This is a genomic window from Actinacidiphila sp. bgisy160 (genome assembly GCF_965342435.1).
Taxonomy (GTDB): Bacteria; Actinomycetota; Actinomycetes; order Streptomycetales; family Streptomycetaceae; genus Actinacidiphila.
In genome coordinates this window covers 1-19,498 of record NZ_CBDRCM010000002.1, presented here as the reverse complement: position 1 = coordinate 19,498, position 19,498 = coordinate 1, and the positions used below count along the sequence as shown (strand labels likewise).

The 19,498-nt window shown below is 73.7% G+C and carries 16 protein-coding genes and 1 tRNA gene; 9 read left to right on the top strand and 8 right to left on the bottom strand.

Translation table 11 applies throughout. The features are described 5' to 3' along the window. Positions 1-12 precede the first annotated feature (12 nt). Positions 13-399, bottom strand: a complete 387-nt coding sequence (locus tag ACRWNP_RS02765) for a very short patch repair endonuclease (protein ID WP_431959590.1) — start codon at positions 397-399, stop codon at positions 13-15. Between the two features lie 283 nt (positions 400-682). On the opposite strand from ACRWNP_RS02765, the gene ACRWNP_RS02760 reads away from it, so the two are divergent. Both ACRWNP_RS02760 and ACRWNP_RS02755 read left to right on the top strand, forming a co-directional pair. Continuing rightward, on the top strand, positions 683-934 hold the full coding sequence (locus tag ACRWNP_RS02760; protein WP_431959248.1) for a hypothetical protein: 252 nt from the start codon (positions 683-685) through the stop codon (positions 932-934). After that, positions 934-1,326, top strand: coding sequence for a type II toxin-antitoxin system VapC family toxin (locus ACRWNP_RS02755; RefSeq protein ID WP_431959246.1), 393 nt, complete (start codon positions 934-936; stop codon positions 1,324-1,326). The genes ACRWNP_RS02760 and ACRWNP_RS02755 overlap by 1 nt, the downstream gene beginning before the upstream one ends. A 67-nt stretch (positions 1,327-1,393) precedes the next feature. On the opposite strand, the gene ACRWNP_RS02750 is transcribed toward ACRWNP_RS02755, so the two are convergent. From ACRWNP_RS02750 to ACRWNP_RS02725, 6 genes are all read right to left on the bottom strand, one after another. Beyond that, positions 1,394-1,467: transfer RNA gene (locus tag ACRWNP_RS02750), tRNA-Thr, on the bottom strand. A gap of 135 nt (positions 1,468-1,602) precedes the next feature. Then, entirely contained in the window at positions 1,603-3,174 is a 1,572-nt protein-coding gene (locus tag ACRWNP_RS02745; RefSeq protein ID WP_431959245.1) for an alpha/beta hydrolase, read from the bottom strand. A gap of 101 nt (positions 3,175-3,275) precedes the next feature. Next, positions 3,276-4,334 carry a hypothetical protein gene (locus ACRWNP_RS02740; protein ID WP_431959244.1) on the bottom strand — a complete coding sequence of 353 codons (1,059 nt, stop codon included), beginning with the start codon at positions 4,332-4,334 and terminating at the stop codon, positions 3,276-3,278. A 213-nt stretch (positions 4,335-4,547) separates the two neighbouring features. Continuing rightward, positions 4,548-5,759 carry a DNA polymerase III subunit delta' gene (locus tag ACRWNP_RS02735; protein WP_431959243.1) on the bottom strand — a complete coding sequence of 404 codons (1,212 nt, stop codon included), beginning with the start codon at positions 5,757-5,759 and terminating at the stop codon, positions 4,548-4,550. Between the two features lie 629 nt (positions 5,760-6,388). Further along, positions 6,389-7,042 (bottom strand): hypothetical protein, encoded by a 654-nt coding sequence (locus tag ACRWNP_RS02730; protein WP_431959242.1) that lies wholly within the window; start codon positions 7,040-7,042, stop codon positions 6,389-6,391. A gap of 156 nt (positions 7,043-7,198) precedes the next feature. Then, the gene (locus ACRWNP_RS02725; RefSeq protein WP_431959241.1) at positions 7,199-9,235 is read right to left on the bottom strand and encodes an asparagine synthase-related protein; all 2,037 of its coding nucleotides are present in this window, start codon (positions 9,233-9,235) and stop codon (positions 7,199-7,201) included. 772 nt (positions 9,236-10,007) lie between these two features. Here ACRWNP_RS02725 and ACRWNP_RS02720 point away from each other — a divergent pair. After that, positions 10,008-11,420 (top strand): hypothetical protein, encoded by a 1,413-nt coding sequence (locus ACRWNP_RS02720; RefSeq protein WP_018558441.1) that lies wholly within the window; start codon positions 10,008-10,010, stop codon positions 11,418-11,420. A gap of 277 nt (positions 11,421-11,697) precedes the next feature. Here ACRWNP_RS02720 and ACRWNP_RS02715 read toward each other — a convergent pair whose 3' ends face one another. Next, positions 11,698-13,164 carry a glycoside hydrolase domain-containing protein gene (locus ACRWNP_RS02715; RefSeq protein WP_431959240.1) on the bottom strand — a complete coding sequence of 489 codons (1,467 nt, stop codon included), beginning with the start codon at positions 13,162-13,164 and terminating at the stop codon, positions 11,698-11,700. A 740-nt stretch (positions 13,165-13,904) separates the two neighbouring features. Here ACRWNP_RS02715 and lhgO point away from each other — a divergent pair. From lhgO to ACRWNP_RS02685, 6 genes are all read left to right on the top strand, one after another. Next, positions 13,905-15,143: an L-2-hydroxyglutarate oxidase gene (gene lhgO, locus ACRWNP_RS02710; protein ID WP_431959239.1), complete on the top strand. Its 1,239-nt coding sequence runs from the start codon at positions 13,905-13,907 to the stop codon at positions 15,141-15,143. A 12-nt stretch (positions 15,144-15,155) separates the two neighbouring features. Continuing rightward, positions 15,156-15,914 (top strand): tRNA (guanosine(46)-N7)-methyltransferase TrmB, encoded by a 759-nt coding sequence (trmB, locus tag ACRWNP_RS02705; RefSeq protein ID WP_431959237.1) that lies wholly within the window; start codon positions 15,156-15,158, stop codon positions 15,912-15,914. A gap of 67 nt (positions 15,915-15,981) precedes the next feature. Then, positions 15,982-17,586, top strand: a complete 1,605-nt coding sequence (locus ACRWNP_RS02700; protein WP_431959236.1) for a PrsW family glutamic-type intramembrane protease — start codon at positions 15,982-15,984, stop codon at positions 17,584-17,586. Positions 17,587-17,627: 41 nt separating this feature from the next. After that, positions 17,628-18,281, top strand: coding sequence for a DUF6230 family protein (locus tag ACRWNP_RS02695; RefSeq protein WP_431959235.1), 654 nt, complete (start codon positions 17,628-17,630; stop codon positions 18,279-18,281). A gap of 86 nt (positions 18,282-18,367) precedes the next feature. Beyond that, complete coding sequence (locus ACRWNP_RS02690; RefSeq protein WP_431959234.1) at positions 18,368-19,018, top strand: DUF6230 family protein; 651 nt, start codon at positions 18,368-18,370, stop codon at positions 19,016-19,018. A gap of 20 nt (positions 19,019-19,038) precedes the next feature. Further along, a partial coding sequence (locus ACRWNP_RS02685; RefSeq protein WP_431959589.1) for a DUF6114 domain-containing protein occupies positions 19,039-19,498 on the top strand: 460 nt, incomplete at its 3' end.

Below are 19,498 nucleotides of genomic sequence, written 5' to 3'. Positions count from 1 at the left end.
TGGCCTCGGAGGTCAGCGCTGAGCGGATCGCTTCGCCTTCACCTCGGCGTAAACCCGCTCCGCGATCGCCTCGGGCGCCTCATGCTCCCAGAACCTGAGTACGGTCCAACCGGCCGCAATCAGGTGGTCCGTCGTCTCACGGTCGCGGGCGATGTTGCGCTCGAGCTTCGTCCGCCACCACTCCCTGTTCGCCTGGGGATGCGTTGCGTGCTCGGGGCAGCCGTGCCAGAAGCAGCCGTCGAGGAATACGGCGATCTTCGTCCGGCCGAACAGGATGTCCACCGTCCGGCGGGACATACCGGGCACGGGAACGTGGACGCGGTACCTCAGCCCACTGCCGTGCAACAGGCGGCGGACTGCGAGCTCCATCGAGGTGTCACGCGATGCCTGGCGACTCATGCGCGCGGCCACGGCGGGGGAGGATGCGATGGGCGGCATACCGTCAGTTTCCCGCACATACCGACCCTCCGTCGAAGAGGTCGCGCATCCCCTCGGCCTCGCTTCGCGCCGCTGTCGGCAACATGACAGGCTCGCATCAACAGCAGACACAGTGGGCCACGTATCGAGTCGGCAAATGCAAGGACAGCGCTCGTCCGGCTCCCGCGCCGCCACAGACCTCGCCGGGCCGACCCTCGCCTTAACGCACCCAAGGAATGTTCCTACCTTCGGTAGGATGTGAACCATGAGCGGTAGCAAGAAGTATTCCGTCAGCCTCCCCGAGGACCTCGCCGAGGCCGTACGCGCCCACGTGGGCCCCGGCGGCTTTTCCGCCTATGTGGCCGAGGCGCTGGAGCAGCGTGTGGCCATCGACAAGCTCCGTGAGATCGTCGCCGACTTCGAGACCGACAACGACCCGCTGTCCCGCGATGAAGTCGAAGCAGCCCGTGCCGTACTGCGCCGCGATCGACGTGACGCGGGCGGTGCCGCGGCCTGATGCCCGGCACGCTCCTCCTGGACAGCGAGGGCCTGTCCAAGCTGTACCTCAAGAATCGCGCCGTTCTGGCCCTCGTCCAGGCAGCCGCGGAAGAAGGCGTTCGGGTGGCCACGACCGCGATGACCACGCTTGAGGCGGACTACGAACGCATTCACCCCGCCCGCATCCGATGGGTGCTTTCCCGGATCGACGTCCATGACGTCACCAAGGACATCACCGACCAAGCCGCGGCGCTGTTGCGCGAGCACCGACTCAGGGGCCACAAGTACGCCATCGACGCCGTCCTCGCGGCTACCGCCCGCTCAGCGCAAGGACCCGTCACCGTCCTCACCTCCGACACCGAGGACATCACCTTGCTCTGTGGACCCGGCATCGAGGTCGTCAAGGTCTGACGCACGTGGATCGCGGGCGTCCAGACAAAAAGCCCAGGTTCCGCATGATGGAACCTGGGCCTCTTCGAGCCGCCTAAGGGAATCGAACCCTTGACCTACGCATTACGAGTGCGTCGCTCTGGCCGACTGAGCTAAGGCGGCAGGCTGCCGAGACAGCTTGGCATCGGCAGCGGGCACAAGTCTACACAGTTCTCGAGGGGCCCCTGACCAGGGTGCCGTCCGGATCCGGACGGCACGGGCCTGGCCGAGCCGGCACGGGCCGGGGCCCCTCGTGGGTCAGCAGGTCTTGCCGTCCGCCGGGGGCGTGCCCTCGAGGAGGTAGCGGTTGACGGCGGCGTCGATGCAGTTGTTGCCGCGGGCGTACGCCGTGTGGCCGTCGCCGTTGTAGGTGAGGAGGACGCCGGAATCGAGCTGGCCGGCCAGGGACTTGGCCCAGGCGTACGGCGTGGCCGGGTCGCGGGTGGTGCCGACGACGAGGATGGGGTCGGCGCCGGCCGCCTCGATGCGGTGGGGCTTGCCGGCGGGCGGGACGGGCCAGTAGGCGCAGATCAGGCTCGACCAGGCGAGATTCTTGCCGAAGTGCGGGGACTCGGCGGTGAACGAGGAGACGGACTGCTCGGCGGCCGGCGGACCGGACAGGGCCGGCGGCAGGTCGAGGCAGTTCACGGCGGCGTTGGCGTACATGAGGTTGTCGTAGCGGCCCCGGTCGTCGCGCTCGTAGTACGTGTCGGACAGTGCGAGCAGACCGCTCCCGTCGCCCTTGTTGGCCTTGGTGAGGGCGGTGCGCAGGGTGGGCCACATCGACTCGTCGTACATCGCCGCGATCACGCCGGTGGTGCCGAGCGCCTCGGTCAGCTTGCGTTGGCTGCCGGTGTTCAGGGGCTTGGCGTCCAGCTGCTTGAAGAAGGCGTCGAGGCGGTGCCCGGCGTCGGCGGTGCTCATGGTGCCGAGCGGGCAGTCGCGGTGGGTGATGCAGTCCCTGGCGAAGGCGTCGAAGGCGGTCTCGAAGCCGGAGGCCTGGCCGCGGCTCGCTTCGAGGGCGGAGATCGACGGGTCGACGGCGCCGTCGAGGACGAGCCGGCCTGCCTTGTCCGGGAAGAGCTCGGCGTAGGTGGCGCCCAGGAAGGTGCCGTAGGACTTGCCGACGAAATTGAGCTTGCGGTCGCCGACCAGGGCGCGGAAGACGTCCATGTCACGCGCGGAGTCCACGGTGCTGACGTGCTTGAGCAGCTTGGCCGACCGCTGCTCGCAGCCGTCGGCGAACTTGTTGTCGGCGGCGACGAGGGCATTGACCTCCGCGCCGTCGTCCGGGGTGACGTCGGTCGCCGTGAAGGCGTCCATCTGGCTGTTGCTGAGGCACTCGACGGGCTCGCTGCGGGCCACGCCGCGCGGGTCGATGGCCGCCATGTCGTAGCGGGAGGTGACCGCCGACGGGTAGCCGAAGGCCGCGTACTGCAGATAGTCGATCGCGGAGCCGCCGGGGCCGCCCGGGTTGACCAGCAGGGTGCCGAGCCGCTTGCCGCCGTCCGCGGCCCGCTTCCGGGTGACGGCGAGCTTGAGGTCGGTCGCCGTGGAAGGGTGCGCGTAGTCGAGGGGGACCCGCATGGTGGCGCACTGCATGCCCGGCATGTCCTTGCAGTCGCGCCAGGACAGCCGCTGCTCGTAGTACGGCCGGAGGTTGCCGTAGGCGTCCGCGGGAGCGCCCGAGGGCGGCGGCCCGCCGAGCGAGCCCGCCGGGGACGAGGCGACGGCACGGTGCGTGCTGCCGCCGGTCGTGCACGCGGACAGCATCAGCCCGGCGACGGCGAGGACGGTGCCGGAGGTACGGAGCAGGCGCGGGGTGTGCATCGGAGCCTCGGTTCCTCGTGGTGGTGATCTGGAGCGTATCCGTGGGGCCGGTGGCGAACCGTCCTCCACAGTCCTCGTACGGGTGATTCCGGCCCGCGCCGTCAGGGGCGGTCCGGGCCGTCGAGCTTCTCGGTCGCGTACCCGGCGACCAGGGCGAAGAGCCGTCGCCGCGGGGCGATGCCGTCCAGCACCCGGACCCCGGCGGACACGCCGCGTACCCGCTCCCGCAGGGCGAGGGCGGAGCGCCGGGCGTCCTCCTCTCCGGAGGGTACGGCGAGCAGCAGTGCGGGGCGCGGCATGTCCCGCCCCGCGTAGCCGTCGTCGGCGGAGAAGTACGGCGGCGGGCCGGACCGGTCGATCCCCTCGTAGTCGCCCGAGACGCCGATCGCCGTCGCGAAGCCCCGTGGGTCGGTCAGCTGCTGCCGTACGACGCAGGCCGCGTCCCCGTCGGCGCCCAGCAGCGCCCGTGCGGGGCGGCCGGGCAGGACGCGGTAGAGCCGGGGGAGCTCGGCCGGGACGGACGCGAGACCGGCGCCCGGGCCGGCGTCGCAGCGAGCGGGCAGAACGACCACGAAGGGATCGGCGATGCCGCGCAGCGACTGGGCGGCGAAACCGGCGAACAGGTCCGGGTCGGCGGGGTCGATGTGGGCCACGACCAGAGGGAAGTAGAGCCCGGCGGAGTCCGGGTAGTCGTACTGCGGCGGCAGCCAGACCCGCGTGCCGTCGGACAATTCCTGGAGCGTACCGCCGGCCGGGTGACCGAGGGTGCGCGGCGGTTCCAGCCCGGCGTCCACGGGGTCCGACGGCACCGGCCGCGGCGGTGGCGCGGACGACGGCCGGGACGGCGGTGGCGCGGCGGCGGTGACCGGGCGCGGCGGCGAGGGCGACGGGTCCCGCGGGCCGGACGGCGAGCAGACGCCCAGCGTGATCGCCACCGCGGCGGCCAGTGCGGACCCGGCACCGCGCAGCACCGTGCCGGTGCGCTCGACGGGCAGTTCGTACGCGCGGCCGGCGCGCTGCTCCCACCAGTGCCGCAGCGCCGAGCGGGCGAGCGCCACCGCGACGGCTCCGGCCGCAGTCAGCAGCGCGTACAGAACGACGACCTCGGCCACCTCGGGCACGTGCGGCACCACCTCGGGACGTCCCCACGGTGCGGGCACGGGTGGGGGCACCCGCGCCAAAGGCAGGGGGGAGCGCATCCCGTGCGCTGGGATCACCCCCGCGGGGACAGCGGCCGGGGGCACCGCACAGCAGCCTGCGGCAAGGCCGGGCACACCGGGGAGCGGCGACGCGCGGGCACCACAAACGATCACCCGTCCGCCGGATGATCAAGGGCGCGGGGCGCTCCGGGCAGCTGGTTCCCGCGCCGGCGGTCAGCCCGCGCGCAGCGCCAGCGTCATCGCCTCGACGGCCAGCAGCGGCGCGACGTTCCTGTCCAGGGCCTCACGGCAGGCGAGCACGGCCTCGATGCGGCGCAGGGTGTTCTCCGGCCGCGAGGCCGCCGCGATCCGCTCCACGGCGTCCCGCGCCTCGACGTTCGCGATCGCGACGGACGTGCCCACCTGCACGGCCAGCACGTCCCGGTAGAAGCCCGCCAGGTCGGTCAGGGCCAGGTCGAGGGTGTCGCGCTGGGTACGGGTGGACCGGCGCTTCTGCCGGTCCGCGAGCTCCTTCATCACGCCCGCCGTGCCGCGCGGCATGCGGCTGCCCGCCCCCGCGGACGCGCCGAGCGCCGCGCGCAGCTCCTCGGTCTCCTTGGCGTCCGTCTCCTCGGAGACCTGCTTGGCGTCCTCCGTCGCCGCGTCCACCAGCTCCTGCGCGGCCTTCAGGCAGCCCCCGACGTCGTCCACGCGCAGCGGCAGCCTCAGCACGGCCGCGCGGCGGCTGCGCGCCCCCTCGTCGGTGGCGAGCCGGCGGGCGCGGTCGATGTGCCCCTGCGTGGCCCGCGCGGCGGCCTCGGCGATCACGGGGTCGATGCCGTCGCGCCGGATCAGCACGTCGGCGACGGCGTCCACGGGCGGGGTACGCAGCACCAGGTGCCGGCAGCGCGAGCGGATCGTCGGCAGCACGTCCTCGACGGAGGGCGCGCACAGCAGCCACACCGTCCGGGGCGCGGGCTCCTCGACGGCCTTGAGCAGTACGTTGCCGGCGCCCTCGGTGAGGCGGTCCGCGTCCTCCAGCACGATCACCTGCCAGCGTCCGGACGCGGGCGACAGCGTGGAGCGGCGGACGAGGTCGCGGGTGTCCTTGACGCCGATGGAGAGCAGGTCGGTGCGAACCACCTCGACGTCGGCGTGCGTACCGACCAGGGTCGTGTGGCAGCCGTCGCAGAAGCCGCAGCCCGGCGCACCGCCCAGGGCCCGGTCCGGGCTCACGCACTGCAGCGCGGCGGCGAAGGCGCGGGCGGCCGTGTCACGGCCCGCGCCGGGCGGGCCGGTGAACAGCCAGGCGTGCGTCATCTTCGACGCCGCCGGGAGCGCGGTGCCCGCGGCCACCGCCGTCACGAAGGCGTCCGCGTCCCGCGCGGCGGCGGCCAACTGCTCCGTCACCCGGTCCTGGCCGACCAGGTCGTCCCATACCGCCATCGCGTCCGCCCGTCCTGTGCTGCCCTCTGCCCGTGTCTTCCCCGGCCCCACCATTGTCGGGCACGCCACCGACACGGGGCCCTGCGGGGCGGGGCGGGGGTGCGTCGTTGTTGCGGCCGGTTGTCGTGTGTGGGTTGTGTGCGCCTGCGGCGGGCATCCCCCGCCCTCCCCCAGCCTTCGGCCGGGGGGACTCCCATCCGGCGCGGTTGGTTGCCGCCTGCGCGGGGTGCGTGGTGGGCCGGGGACGGGGCCTCCGGGGCTGGGCATTCTGGACCGCATATTTATGTGCATGGCGGGCGGTGCAGGTCGGACCCCGGGTGCCGCACAACACATATGCGTCAGCGTCCAGAACACCCACCCCTACGACCCCGCCCCCTCCGTATCGCCGGCGACCAACGGCCGGTGGGGGGTGAGAAGGCGGTCCGGGGCTGCCGCAAGTGCCTCTCTGAACCCCCCTCCGGCCGCCAGGCGCCCACACGACCGGAGGGGGTGTGGCGGGGTGCCCCCGCAGGGGACGAGCGGCGGACCCGGCGCCCAATGATGTGGGGGTGAACCGCGAGCGCCGAGGGGGTGGGCGGACGCCCGCCGCAGGCGCGAACGACCCGCACACGGCGTCCGGGCGCGGCCGGTCACCCGGAGACGCGGCGGTGCCGGCGGGGAGCCGGCTTGCGGCAGAGCATGACGAACGCCGTGACCGAGGCGATGCCCAGCGCGGCCAGGGCGGCGGCCACGCCCGCGGTGACGTCGGAGGGGCCGGTGGAGGGGCCGGTGGAGGTCGTCGCGGAGGTGAGCCCCGTCCCGGGGAGGCCCGTGCCCGGGCCGGTGGACGCCGCCGCCGTCACTCCGGGCACGGCGCCCGCGGACGGGGTGCCCGGATGCGGCGTCGGCGTCGGCGTCGCCGTCCCGTCCGGGCAGGCCACGGTGAAACCCTGCGGCTTCGCGTCGGAACCGGCCCACCGGAACCGGTAGGCACCGTCGGCGAGCACGACGCGGTCGGTGCTCCCGGTGCCCTGGGCGCCGGTGACGAGTGTGCCGACGACCGCGTCCTCGCCGCGGGCGTACGAGACCGTCCAGTTGACCGGCTGGTCGGGGCCGAAGCCCTCGGCCCTGAAGAAGAAGGTGCACACCGTTGCGCCGGCTTCGCGCGTCCTGCCCAGCGTCTCGTCGTAGAGGCGGAGCCCGGGCCGGTCGGCGGGCGCGCCGGAGGCGTGCGCGGCCAGGCCCAGGAGGGCCGCGGCGACGGCAGCGGCGGCGAGGGCCGCCGCCGTGGTACGGATGCGCATGCTCCGAGTGTCCCGGAGACCCGCGCGAAGGGCTGCGCCGGGGTCCGTTTCCAGCCGGGGACATATGTGGAGCAACGTCCTCCATATCCCCCTGGGCGGCACACTCGTGGGGCGCACGCCCCACCAAATGACCGTAATCGCACGGCCGTTGGCCTCCTACAGCGACAGCCGCCGCACCCCGCCGGCGACGGCGCGCTGTTCCGGCACCTCCGTGCCGGTCCAGCAGGAGCCGCGCCGCGCCAGCAGCCGGCGCAGCCACACCTCCGTGGCGACCAGGTCGGTGAGCCCGTCGACGGGCACCGGGTCGCCGTCCGCCGCCGCGCGGAGGGCGACCCGTACGACCCGGGCCTCGACGAGCCCGGCGTCCGCGAGCAGCGGGGCCTCGAAGAGGTCGAGCAGGTCGTCGACGGCCGCCCGCAGGCCCGCACGGACCGCGACGGCCGTGGAGACATGGGAGTTGGCGCCCCAGCCGGGGGGCAGTTCGCGGATGCCCGCGCCCGCCAGGACGGAACGCAGGATCGTGGCGCGGGCCCCCGGCTGGACGCGCAGCGTCTCGGGCAGCGCGCGGCAGGCCCGCACCACCTGGTTGTCCAGGAAGGGGGCGTGCAGGCGCTGGCTGCGCACCTCGGCGGCCTGCTCGAAGACCCGGTGGTCGGCGGCGTGCCGGGCGAGCGCGGCGCGCGCCCGGCGCTCTCCGGGGCGCTCCACCGTCGTGCCCGGCCGGGCCGCCGCGTCCTGCAGGCGAACCGAAACCTCGGCCAGCGCCTCGCCGGTCAGCCAGCGCGCGGCGGGACCGGGTCGGCACCACGCGAGGGCCGCCAGAGAGGCGGCCAGCGCGTCGCCGTGCTCCTCGAAGCGCCGGGCCAGCAGCCGTGCCGCGGCGTCCTCCACACCCTGCCGGTAACTGGTGCGCGCCAGCCGCCGCGCCGCCCGGTACACCGTGAAGGGCACGAACACCGAGCGGCCCGACGGCCCTTCCGCCCGAGCCAGGGCGGTGACGGGACGCAGCAGGCCACGCCGCCGCCGGTCCATCAACAGGTCCGCCAGCCGCGCCGGATGGGCGTCCAGCACCTGCCGTGCGCCGTGCCCCACGAAGTGGTCGGCGCCGCCGGCCGCCAGGCGCCGCCGGTGCCGTTCGGCGGTGACCAGCGAGGGGCCCGGCTCGTCGGTGAGCGGCCCGCTGTCCAGGAGGTCGGCGTACGGCAGGGCCTCCGGCCCGCCCGGTACGACGACGTGGTGCAGCCGGGGGTCGGCGGCCATGCTGCGGGCGCGCTCCAGTTCCGCCTCGCGCGCCTGGACACCGCCCGTGGCGAGGTCGTTGAAGGTCACCGCCAGCAGGCGCTGCCCCGCCGCGGAGCCGTGCCCGAGCGGTGTGCCCGGCATCCCCGGCAGGCCGGCGGCGAGCAGGGCGAGCGTGGAGGAGGCACTGCCCCCGGACAGGTCGGCGCCGATGCCCGGCGCCGGGTCCTCGCCGGGGTCCGGTACGAAGCGGGGCTGCGCGAGCCGCGTACGGACGGCGTCCACCAGCGCGTCGCCTATGCCGGCGACCGCCCGGTCCGGGTCGGTGGAGGCGGCCGGGGTGCCGGCGACGGCCAGCGAGGCGGTGGGCTCGTAACCGCTGACCTCGGGCACGCCGTCACGCATGATCAGCGCGTGCCCGGGCGGCACCCGGCGCACCCCGGCGTACGGGGTGCCCTCGCCGAGCGCCTCGGGGGAGTCGGGGCAGGCCAGCAGCGCCGCCAGGTAGGTCACGTCCAGGGCGGCCTCGGTGAGATCGGCCAGCGGCAGCGCGGCCGTGCCGTACGCCGTGCCGCGCGCCCACTGGGTGTGGAACACCGGCCGGGCACCCGCGAGATCGCCCAGCACCGTGATGCGGCGGCCGATCTGCAGGACGCAGGTGTAGCTCCCGGCCCAGGCCGTCAGATGGCGCAGCGCCCCGCCGCGCGCCGCGAACAGCCCCACCCGCAGGTCGGTGTCCGAGGCAGCGCAGCGGCCCAGCACGGCCAGCCGCGCCACGGAACCGTTCTCGGCGTGGACGATCCGCACCTCGTCGGGGCGCCAGTCGCCCACCATCCACAGCGGATCGGGGTCGCTCCACAGCAGTTGCGCGCCGACGGGCTGCAGGGTGCGGTCGGGGCGCACGCCGGGAACCTGTCCCACGGCAGCGCTGCTCCACCCCACCAACCACCGCATCGCCGCCTCCACAGGTCGTGGATTACGTGGGCCACCGTGGCCAACCGGCCCCGCGGCAGGCCGAACTGCCGCCCCGTCCGATGAACATGCTGCCACGGAGCGGCGCACAAAGAGGCGCATGAGGACATGGTTGAGCGCCGGACGGCGCGTCACGCGCGGTCCGGCGTGGGCCGGTTCGACCCAACTCCCCACCGATAATGGTCACTTGGAAGGGGCCACCGGATTTCAAACGTCATTTTCCGGTCAATGTCCGGGGAGCCCGCATTCGTCCGTTGTGCTACGTGTGGGGGTCGCGGTCCGGGAGGCGTGGCGCACCTCCCGGACCGGTCCGCCACCCGCGGGGATTGTGGTGACGGAGCCCCCTGACCCGCCACTACCCCCCATAGCCGCACATGAGAGCCGCGGGTCAACCCACACCACCATGGAACCGCTACCGCCCGAACCGGCACAGAGCGCGCGGATGGGCGCACGGCCGCATACGCCGGTAGCACGCGCCACCAGCAGGAGTCGCCAGACCGCATTCAGGGCAGGAATCTCGCCATCCGGGACAACAGCTCTTAACGGGCGGGATACGGCGAACTACGCTGGGTTCACCCGAGAAGCGATGGTCCCGGCAGCTCGGGGTCCGGCGCATGCCCGGTGACGGGCGGCGGCGGCCCCGGCACACCTCCACAAGAGGCGCCGGGCCAGCCGTTGTGGTGCGTCGAGAGGGTGTGACAGGCGTGGCAGGCGTACGCGGCCCTCGCGCTTACGGCGAGAGGTGGTAGTGGTCATGACCAAAGAACCCCGAGGGCCCAACGAGAAACTCGGCACCCTTCTCGCCCTGGCCGGCATCAGCAACGCGGGACTCGCCCGCAGGGTCAACGACCTCGGCGCCCAGCGCGGTCTGACCCTGCGGTACGACAAGACCTCCGTCGCCCGCTGGGTCACCAAGGGCATGGTGCCGCAGGGCGCCGCCCCGCACCTCATCGCGGCGGCCATCGGAAGCAAGCTCGGCCGTCCCGTGCCGCTGCACGAGATCGGCCTCGCCGACGCCGACCCCGCGCCGGAGGTGGGCCTCGCCTTCCCCCGCGACGTCGGGGAGGCCGTGAAGTCCGCCACCGACCTGTGGAAGCTCGACCCCGGCCGCCGGGGCCCGGGCGGCGGCGGCATCTGGCAGAGCCTCGCCGGCTCCTTCGCGGTCAGCGCCTACGTCACGCCGGCCTCCCGCTGGCTGATAACCCCGGCCGACGCCCGCGTCGCCCGCGAGGACCCCGCCCCGGGCACGCATCACGTCGGCCACTCCGACGTCGCCAAGCTCCGCGAGGCCGCGGAGGACGCCCGGCGCTGGGACTCCAAGTACGGCGGCGGCGACTGGCGTTCGGGCATGGTGCCCGAGTGCCTGCGGGTCGAGGCGGCCCCGCTGCTGCTCGGCTCGTACAGCGACGAGGTCGGCCGCTCCCTCTTCGGCGCCACCGCGGAACTCACGCGGCTCGCCGGGTGGATGGCCTTCGACACCGGCCAGCAGGAGGCCGCCCAGCGGTACTACATCCAGGCCCTGCGGCTCGCGCGCGCCGCGGCCGACGTCCCCCTCGGGGGCTACGTGCTGGCGTCGATGTCGCTCCAGGCCACGTACCGCGGCTTCGCCGACGAAGGCGTGGACCTGGCCCAGGCCGCCCTCGAACGCAACCGCGGCCTCGCCACGGCGCGCACGATGTCCTTCTTCCACCTCGTCGAGGCCCGCGCCCACGCCAAGGCCGGCGAGAGCGCCGCCTGCGCCACGGCCCTGGCCGCCGCCGAGTCCTGGCTCGACCGCGCCCGCGACGGGGACGCGGACCCGCCCTGGCTCGGCTTCTACTCCTACGACCGGCTCGCCGCGGACGCCGCCGAGTGCTACCGCGACCTGCGCGTGCCCGGGCAGGTGCGCCGCTTCACGGAGACGGCGCTCGCCCGGCCCACGGAGGAGTTCGTGCGGTCGCACGGGCTGCGGCTCGTCGTCTCGGCCGTCGCGGAACTCGAGTCCGGCAACCTGGACGCGGCCTGTGCGGCCGGGGTCAAGGCGGTCGAGGTGGCCGGGCGGATCTCGTCGGCCCGGACGACGGAGTACGTGCGGGACCTTCTGCACCGGCTGGAGCCGTACGGGAACGAGCCGCGCGTCGCCGAGTTGCGCGAACGGGCCAGGCCGCTGTTGGCGGCGCCGGCGTAGCCGGGGCCCTGGCCGGACGGGTCGCCCTGGACCGGGCGCCCTGTCACGGGCGTGCCCCGGGCCTCCGGGACCGGGGAGCCTCGGAGGGCTGGACCGGGGTTCCGGTGCCGGGGCATTCCGGACCGCACGGGTACGTGCGTGCGGGCGGTACGAAGAGCGGGCCCGGGCAAGCGCACACATGGGCCGCAGCGTCCGGAACGCACCCTCCGGCCCCGGCCCCTCCCGTCGAAGGCGCGGGACGGACCGGGGACCGGCGGGTGCGGCCTCGAGGTCGGCCTCAGCCGACGATCGCGACGGGGGCGTCCCAGGCGTCGTGGTCCAGGCTGCGAGCCGTCGGGTCGCTGCCCCACTTCTCACTGGTGCAGTAGTTCGTGGTGGGGCAGGTCTCGTACTGGTGGCCGCGCCGGTGTCCCGTCCACAGCGTGCCGGGCAGGTAGGCGAAGCTGGTGGAGACGGTGTCGTCCTTGTGGTTCCAGTCCGCGTACCACATCACGTCGGGCAGGCTGGTGGCCGGCGGGGAAGCGCTCGCCGCCTTGGCCATGTCCGCGACGCCGGAGCCGCCGCTGCTGTAGAAACCGGCCCAGTAGCCTCGCTTGTGCACCGCCAGGTCCCAGTACCGGACGTAGGTGAGCACCGCCTGACTGCAGGTGGCGTCGCCGGCCTTGTAGGCCTCGATGTCCACATAGATCGGGCTGCCGGGGCGGATGCCGAGAGCCGCGGCGGCGTTCGCCGCGTCGGCACCGTCAGCGGAGCCCTGGTCCTTGGCCGTGGTCGCGTCGAACCGGACCTTCTTGGCCGTGTTGGTGGTGCAGTACGGCTGTGAACCCAGGTAGGTCGGGATCAGCTTCCAGCCGGTCTTGGAGACGCTGGTCACCCAGCTGGGGGTCAGGTTGGCCTGGGTGGTGTCGAACCGGTTGACGCCGCCGATGTACACGCCGACGGCCTTGTACGGCGAGGTGCCCCACCAGGCGTTCATGGTGGTCAGGCTCGGCGCGCTCGCGGTGTCGAACGCCTCGCCGGTGACCACCGACGGGGAGGCCAGCACGACCGTGTTCCGGTGCTCGGCGGAGACCCCGGCCGAGGACAGCGCGGTCTTCCCGACCACCGCGCGCAGCGTGGTGGAGCCCCACGAGGGTGCTTTCCAACTGAACGTGGTGCACAGGTTCTTGACCGTTGAGCCGCTGATGCAGGTGCCTGCCGGAGAGGCGGTCACCGCCTTGGACGTGATGTTCGTCCAGCTGCCGCTGCTCAGCTTCTGCAGGTAGACCGTGCGCGTGGAGTCGAAGGTCGTCCCCGTGAACTTGAGCGTCGCGGTGCGACCCCAGGTGATGGTGCCCGGCACCGACAGCTGGGCGCCGGTGCTGTTCAGGTGGGTCGTGACGCTGGTGCTCACACCCGTCTTGGACTTGTAGCTGCCCGAGGCCGGGACGTACACGCGCAGCGTGTACGTGGCCGCGCTGTTGCTGTACGTCTTGATGGAGAAGGTGTGCGTCGAGGTGGTGGTTCCCGACTTCAGGGTGTGCCACGCGCCCGAGTAGTACCGCTGGAAGCTCACGGCCCGGCCAACCGGGCCGTTGGCGGTGCCGGTGGCCTTGAGGTAACCGCCGGCGTTGGACTGGTAGGACAGGTGCCAGGTGACGCTGGTGCTGTTGGTGGCTGTGACAGCGGCGGCCTGCGGGGCCGCGGCGCCGAGCGCGGTGAGCGCTGCGGCGGGTATGACGGCTAGACGCCATGCAGGGGGCATCTGGTCCTCTCTGTCAATGTCCTGGGTCAATGGCGTGGCGGCGGTGCGGCCGCCACGCGGTCAAGCCTCCGCGCCAGGCGCTACGGCACCTGGCGACCGGATGGGCAAGGGCAATGCAGGCGTCAGAGTCCCACACGCCCCGCGCCGCCCCCGTACCGGGTCCCGAAGGCGGCAGGCAACTCGTCCCCCGGGCAGTGATGTTGCTGCCACCCGATGGCTCCTCCTGCCAAGCTCCCGGAGCACACGCCCAACTGGCCCGCCGGGCCGCACGGAGCGCGGCGCCCCGACTGTGACGCGTGCGGTGACGTGGCCGGCGCCGCGTGCGGCCAAGGCCGACGGGACCGCGGGCAGGCGGACCGAGGAAACGGCGCCGGGTGAAGGCGAAGGCCCTGGCCGCCGCGACGGCGGCCACGCCGCCGCTGGGAGGGCATACGCCTGGCCACCGGCTCCCCGAGCGGCTCCCCCGGGCCGCGGACCCGGGGAAGCCGTGGGACGTCGGGCATCGTCCTTCGGTTCGGGCCCGGATGGCGACACGCCTCGCAGGTTTACCCGGCCTTCACGTGGGTCACCACAGGGGTGATCGGGCATGTGACTCCGCTCCCCACCTGAAGGGCGGCTTCCGAGCCGAGGGTTGCGGTCCAGCCCGGACCGGTCCCTTGCGGGACGGACACAAGGCACCACAGGCCAGGGAAGCGATTCCCCCACCGGCGGGAACCGGTGGTCCCCTCGCTAGGAGACTGATGGAGGCAGCGGACGTCGTCGTCGTCGGCGCCGGCATCGTCGGCCTCGCGACCGCGTACGCGATCACACGCACCTCCCCCGGCACCTCCGTCCTGGTCCTGGACAAGGAGGACGGCCCCGCACACCACCAGACCGGCCACAACAGCGGCGTGATCCACAGCGGCATCTACTACCGCCCGGGCTCCCTCAAGGCGCGGTACGCGACGCAGGGCGCCGCCGAGATGGTGAAGTTCTGCGCCGGCAACGACATCCCGCACGACGTGACGGGCAAGCTGATCGTCGCCACCGAACGGGAGGAGCTGCCCCGGCTGCACGCCCTCGTCCAGCGGGGGCGGCACAACGACATCCCCGTACGGGAGCTGGGCCCGGCCCAGATCGCCGAGCGGGAGCCGCACGTACGCGGTCTGGCGGCGATCCACGTCGGCACGACCGGGGTCTGCGACTTCACCGCGGTCGCCGCGGCCATGGCCCGCCTCACCACGGAGGGCGGACGCGGCGAGGCCCGCATCACGTACGGCGCGGAGGTGCGCGCGCTCCACCGCGACGGGCGGACCGTGATCGTCGAGCCCCGCAGCGGCCCGCCGGTCCGGGCCAGGGCGCTGGTGAACTGCGCGGGCCTGCACTGCGACCGCATCGCCCGCATGGCCGGCGCCACCGGCCCCACCCGGAAAGGCGCCGCGGGCGTGCGCATCGTGCCGTTCCGCGGTGAGTACTACGAGCTGCACCCCGCCCGCGCCGGCCTCGTCCGCGGCCTGGTCTACCCCGTACCGGACCCCGCCTTCCCCTTCCTCGGCGTGCACCTGACCCGCGGCGTCGACGGCTCCGTGCACCTCGGGCCGAACGCCGTCCCGGCGCTCGCCCGCGAGGGCTACCGGCGACGCACCGTGCGCCCCCGCGACCTCCTCGAGACCGCCGCGTTCCCCGGCACCTGGCGGATCGCCCACCGCCACTGGCGCTACGAGGCCGGCGAGATCCGCCGGTCGCTGTCGAAGCGGGCCTTCGTGGAGTCCGTGCGGCGGCTGCTGCCCGAGGTGACCGCCGACGACCTGGTCCCGGCCGGGGCCGGGGTGCGGGCGCAGGCCGTGCTGCGTGACGGGACGCTCGTCGACGACTTCCTCATCACGGGCGACGGGCCCTTCGTCCACGTGCTCAACGCCCCCTCGCCCGCCGCGACGGCCTCGCTGCCGATCGGCCGGGAGATCGCCCGCAGGGCACTGACGGTGCTGGAGCGTACGTAAAATCGACGCATCATGTCGAAGCCCCGCACCCCCCACTTCCCGGGCGGCCCCGCCTCCCACCCTCATCCGAACGCGCACACCGAGCAGCGCATCCGCACCTTCCACCCCCGCCGCGGCCGGGTCACCCACGGCCAGCGGGCGGCGCTGGAGCGGCGCTGGGCGGACTGGGGCGTCGACATCGACGGCACGCCGCTGGACCTGGACAAGCTCTTCGCCGACGCGGACCTCGCCCCGGACCGCCCGGTGGTCCTGGAGATCGGCTTCGGCATGGGCGACGCCACCGCCGCGATGGCCGCCGCCGACCCCGGCACCGGCATCCTCGCCGCGGACGTGCACACCCCCGGCCAGGGCAACCTCGTCCACCTCGCCGAGCGCGAGGGCCTGCGCAACGTCCGGGTCGCCAACGGCGACGCCGTCGTGCTGCTGCGCGACATGCTCGCCCCGGGCTCGCTGGCCGGCCTGCGGGTCTACTTCCCCGACCCGTGGCCCAAGGCCCGGCACCACAAGCGCCGCATGATCCAGCCGGAGTTCGTGGCCCTCGCCGTCTCGCGGCTGCGGCCCGGCGCGACCGTGCACTGCGCGACCGACTGGGAGCCGTACGCCGAGCAGATGCTGGAGGTGCTGACGGCGGAGCCCGCCCTGGTCAACGCCCACGCCACCGCGAGCGGCTACGCCGAGCCGCGCCCGGCCTTCCGCCCGATGACCAAGTTCGAGCGCCAGGGGATCGCCAAGGGCCACGTCGTCCACGACCTGGTCTTCCGGCGCCGGTGAACGTTCGGCCGCGCGGTAATCCGTAACACCATCGCGCCACGCCGCCACCGCCCCGTAAGGTCATCGGGTGTCCTCGTACTCGCATTCGTCCGACTCGCCGCTCCCGAGCCCGGCGGCCCAGCCGGGCGTACCCGAGTATCCGGAACACCAGCAGCAACCGCAGTTCGCGCTGCCCGCGCCGGGGCAGTGGCACTACAAGCCGCGCCGGCACTTCTGGGAGAACCGGACGCTCCGGCTGGTGGCGCTCTTCTCGGTGCTCGCGCTGTGCGGGGTGATCATCCTGGCGCTGGTGCGCCGGCAGACCGGCACGGAGGGCTTCCTGGTCGGTCTCCTCCTGGCGGTCCTGCCGGTCCCGCTCCTCGGTGGGGCCTTCCTGTGGCTGGACCGGGTGGAGCCGACCCCGCTGCGCAACGCGGTCTTCGCCTTCGCGTGGGGCGCGTGCGCCGCCACGCTGGTGGCCATCCTCGCCAACGAGTACGCGACCGAGCTGCTCGCCACGACCTTCACCGCCAGCGATTCCCAGAGCGACATCTGGGGCGCCACCTTCGTGGCCCCCGTCGTGGAGGAGAGTGCCAAGGGCGCCGCCGTCCTGCTGCTCTTCCTCTTCCGCCGCCGCGACTTCACCGGGATCGTCGACGGCGTCGTCATAGCGGGGCTCACCGCCACCGGCTTCGCGTTCACCGAGAACATCCTCTACCTGGGCTCCGGCTTCGCCGAGGACCAGTCGTACGGGACCGACGGCGGCCTGGGCACGACCGCCGCGATGTTCGTCGTCCGGATCGTGATGACGCCCTTCGCGCACCCGCTGTTCACCTCGCTCACCGGCATCGGCTTCGCCATCGCCGCCACCTCCCGCCCCGGCCGGGCCCGCCGCTGGCTGGCCCCGCTCGGCGGCTGGCTGCTCGCGATGGTCCTGCACGGCACCTGGAACGGCTCCGCCTCGTTCAGCCCGCTCGGCTTCCTCGCCGTCTACGCGACGCTGATGATCCCGCTCTTCGGCCTACTGGTCTGGCTCGCGATCTGGTCCCGCTCCAACGAGCTGAAGACCATCCGCACCCAGCTGCCGCTGTACGCCATGGCCGGCTGGCTCAGCCTGCCCGAGCCCGCCGCCATCGGCTCCATGAAGGGCCGCGGCCTCGCCCGCTCCGCCGCCCACCGCGCGCAGGGCAAGGACGCCGCGCGCACCGTCCGCGAGTACGTGTCCTTCGCGACCTCGCTCGCCTTCCTGCGCGCCCGGGCCAACCGCGGGGCCGCCGGCGCGGACTTCCAGGCGCGGGAGCAGGAGCTGCTCCACCACCTGTGGGAGCGCAAGGCCGTCGCCCAGCCCGCGCTCACCCATGCGGCCCACGCCATCCGGCCCGCTTTCCCGCCCGTGTACCCCTGGGCGGCGCCCCCGTCCGGAGCGCCGTACGGGCCGTATCCGCAGGTCCAGCCGTACGGGCAGCCTTACGCGCAACCGTACGGGCAGCCTTACGCGCAACCGTACGGGCAGCCTTACGGGCAGCCCTGGCCCCAGCCCCAGGCCCCGCAGGCGTGGCCGCAGCAGCCCTCGCAGCCGGAGGCGCACCCCCAGCGTTGGGGCCCGCGCGGGCAGCAGGTGCCGCCGCAGCAGGGGTGGTACCCGCCCACCGCAGCCCCCTACCGGGACCCCCGGGGCGGCCGCCACCGCTGACTGCGGTTGCCCGGTTCCCCGGCCGGGGTTGCAATGTCCGTGTGAGCCCGCTGATACGACGTACGAGTCGCTCCAGCTGCCGTCCCTCCGGCCGCACCAGCTGGACGCGGACGGCCGTCGTCCTCATACCAACCCTGGCCGTCGCCACCGTCGTGGCCGTCGGCGCGGGGGCCGGGGTGGTGCCCGTCTCCCTCGCGATCTCACCGGCCATGACCGCCCTGTCCGGCCAGAACATCAAGATCTCCGCAGACCGCTTGACCGGCACCGGCTTCACCCAGTACGTGACCGCCGACCGGACCGCCGAAGGCGACTTCCCCCAGGCGGTCTCCGCCATCAGCTCCGCCGAGCTCCACAACCTGTGCCAGTCCGTGGTCGCCTCCCTTCCCGGCCTCGGTCAGGTCACCCTGCTGATCACGGCGGGCGGCGGCGACACGCCCGTCCACGCCGACCAGCTGATCGTCGACACCGACGACCTCGCCGGCGACGCCACGTTCCACAACATCCAGATCGGTGTGGACGCCTCGAAGACGGACGCCGAGGGCAGGGCCAAGGGCCCGGCCGGCGCCCTGGGCCAGCAGGCCGAGAGCGTCACCATCGACCACCTGCGGCAGACCACCAAGTCCGTGAGCGCCGCCACCTTCCGGCTGAACGGCCTCCACATGACGGTCAAGAAGGGCGCCAACCCCTGCTTCTGACCCGAATGGGCGAGCGCGTACGGCCGTCGGGGTGATTACCGACCGCTACCGAGCGACCGATCAGACTTTCCCACGGTTGACGGGGTGTGCTGACCACCGAGCCCACCGAGTCCCGGCCCGCCACGTCCCAGGCCGCCGCCTCCGGCCGAACCAGCTGGAAGCGGCTCGCCCTCGTCATGGTGCCGACCGTCGCGGCCGCGGGCGCCGCCGTCGCGAGCCTGGCCACCGGCGCGCTCGCCGCCTCCTTCGGGGTCTCGGCCAACTCCTTCATCGTCGCCGGAGAGAGCTTCCAGATCTCCTCCTCCCTCCTGGAGGGCGACGGCTTCGTACAGTTCGGCGTCCTCGACCGGGGCCGTGACGCGGTCTACCCGGAGGCGCTGTCCGGCATCCGCCGGGCCACCCTGCACGACCTGTGCCAGTCCGTCGTCCAGCCGGCACCGGTCATCGGCCCGGTCACGCTGCGGCTGACCTCGGACCCGGCGAGCGCCGACCGCCTCATCGCCGACGCCCACGACCTCAAGGGCGACGCCGTCTTCGAGGACATCCACATCGGCCAGGACGCCTCGACGGTGGACCAGGTCCCCGGCGTCCGGGGCCCGGCCGGGGCCTTCGCCCAGCAGGCGACCTCCATCCGCGTCCGCGACCTGCGGCAGGAGACGCGGTCGGTCAGCGCGGCCACGTTCCGGCTGCCGAACCTGCATCTGCAGGTGCTGCGCGGCGACCACTCCTGCTTCTAGGAGAGGCCACCGTGACCCGCATGCTGAGCCGCGCCGGAGCCCTCCGGTCCCGCTTCCGCACCTGGCGCCGCAGCCGTCCCTTCTGGGCCGGCGTGTGGACCCTGCTCGCCGGGGTGGAGATCCTCTCCATCCCACTCGCCCCGCTCTCCCTCATGATCCACGAGGGCATCGCCGGTGTCTCCGGCCTGCTCATGGGCGTCTTCCTGGTCGTCCTGGGCCTCACCCTGTGGCTCGCCCCGCACTACCGCGCCTTCGCCGGCATCGCGACCCTGGTCTTCTCCGTCGCCTCGCTGGTGCTGTCCAACTTCGGCGGTTTCCTGCTCGGCTTCCTGCTGGGCGTCATCGGCGGGGCCATGGCCGTCAGCTGGGTACCGGACGGGGACGACGACGGCGGCCGCGGAAGGCGCGCCCGGCCGGTGCCCGACTGGGGCGGCGGCGGGCGCGGGGGGGGGGGGGGGGGGGGGGGGGGGGGGGGGGGGG

Coding starts and splice junctions, on each gene's coding strand:
- ACRWNP_RS02730 (WP_431959242.1), bottom strand. CDS start 7,042: ATGCGCATCCGTACCACGGCGGCGGCCCTCGCCGCCGCTGCCGTCGCC.
- ACRWNP_RS02725 (WP_431959241.1), bottom strand. CDS start 9,235: ATGCGGTGGTTGGTGGGGTGGAGCAGCGCTGCCGTGGGACAGGTTCCC.
- trmB (WP_431959237.1), top strand. CDS start 15,156: ATGTCGAAGCCCCGCACCCCCCACTTCCCGGGCGGCCCCGCCTCCCAC.
- ACRWNP_RS02765 (WP_431959590.1), bottom strand. CDS start 399: ATGAGTCGCCAGGCATCGCGTGACACCTCGATGGAGCTCGCAGTCCGC.
- ACRWNP_RS02720 (WP_018558441.1), top strand. CDS start 10,008: ATGACCAAAGAACCCCGAGGGCCCAACGAGAAACTCGGCACCCTTCTC.
- lhgO (WP_431959239.1), top strand. CDS start 13,905: ATGGAGGCAGCGGACGTCGTCGTCGTCGGCGCCGGCATCGTCGGCCTC.
- ACRWNP_RS02755 (WP_431959246.1), top strand. CDS start 934: ATGCCCGGCACGCTCCTCCTGGACAGCGAGGGCCTGTCCAAGCTGTAC.
- ACRWNP_RS02715 (WP_431959240.1), bottom strand. CDS start 13,164: ATGCCCCCTGCATGGCGTCTAGCCGTCATACCCGCCGCAGCGCTCACC.
- ACRWNP_RS02760 (WP_431959248.1), top strand. CDS start 683: ATGAGCGGTAGCAAGAAGTATTCCGTCAGCCTCCCCGAGGACCTCGCC.
- ACRWNP_RS02745 (WP_431959245.1), bottom strand. CDS start 3,174: ATGCACACCCCGCGCCTGCTCCGTACCTCCGGCACCGTCCTCGCCGTC.
- ACRWNP_RS02735 (WP_431959243.1), bottom strand. CDS start 5,759: ATGGCGGTATGGGACGACCTGGTCGGCCAGGACCGGGTGACGGAGCAG.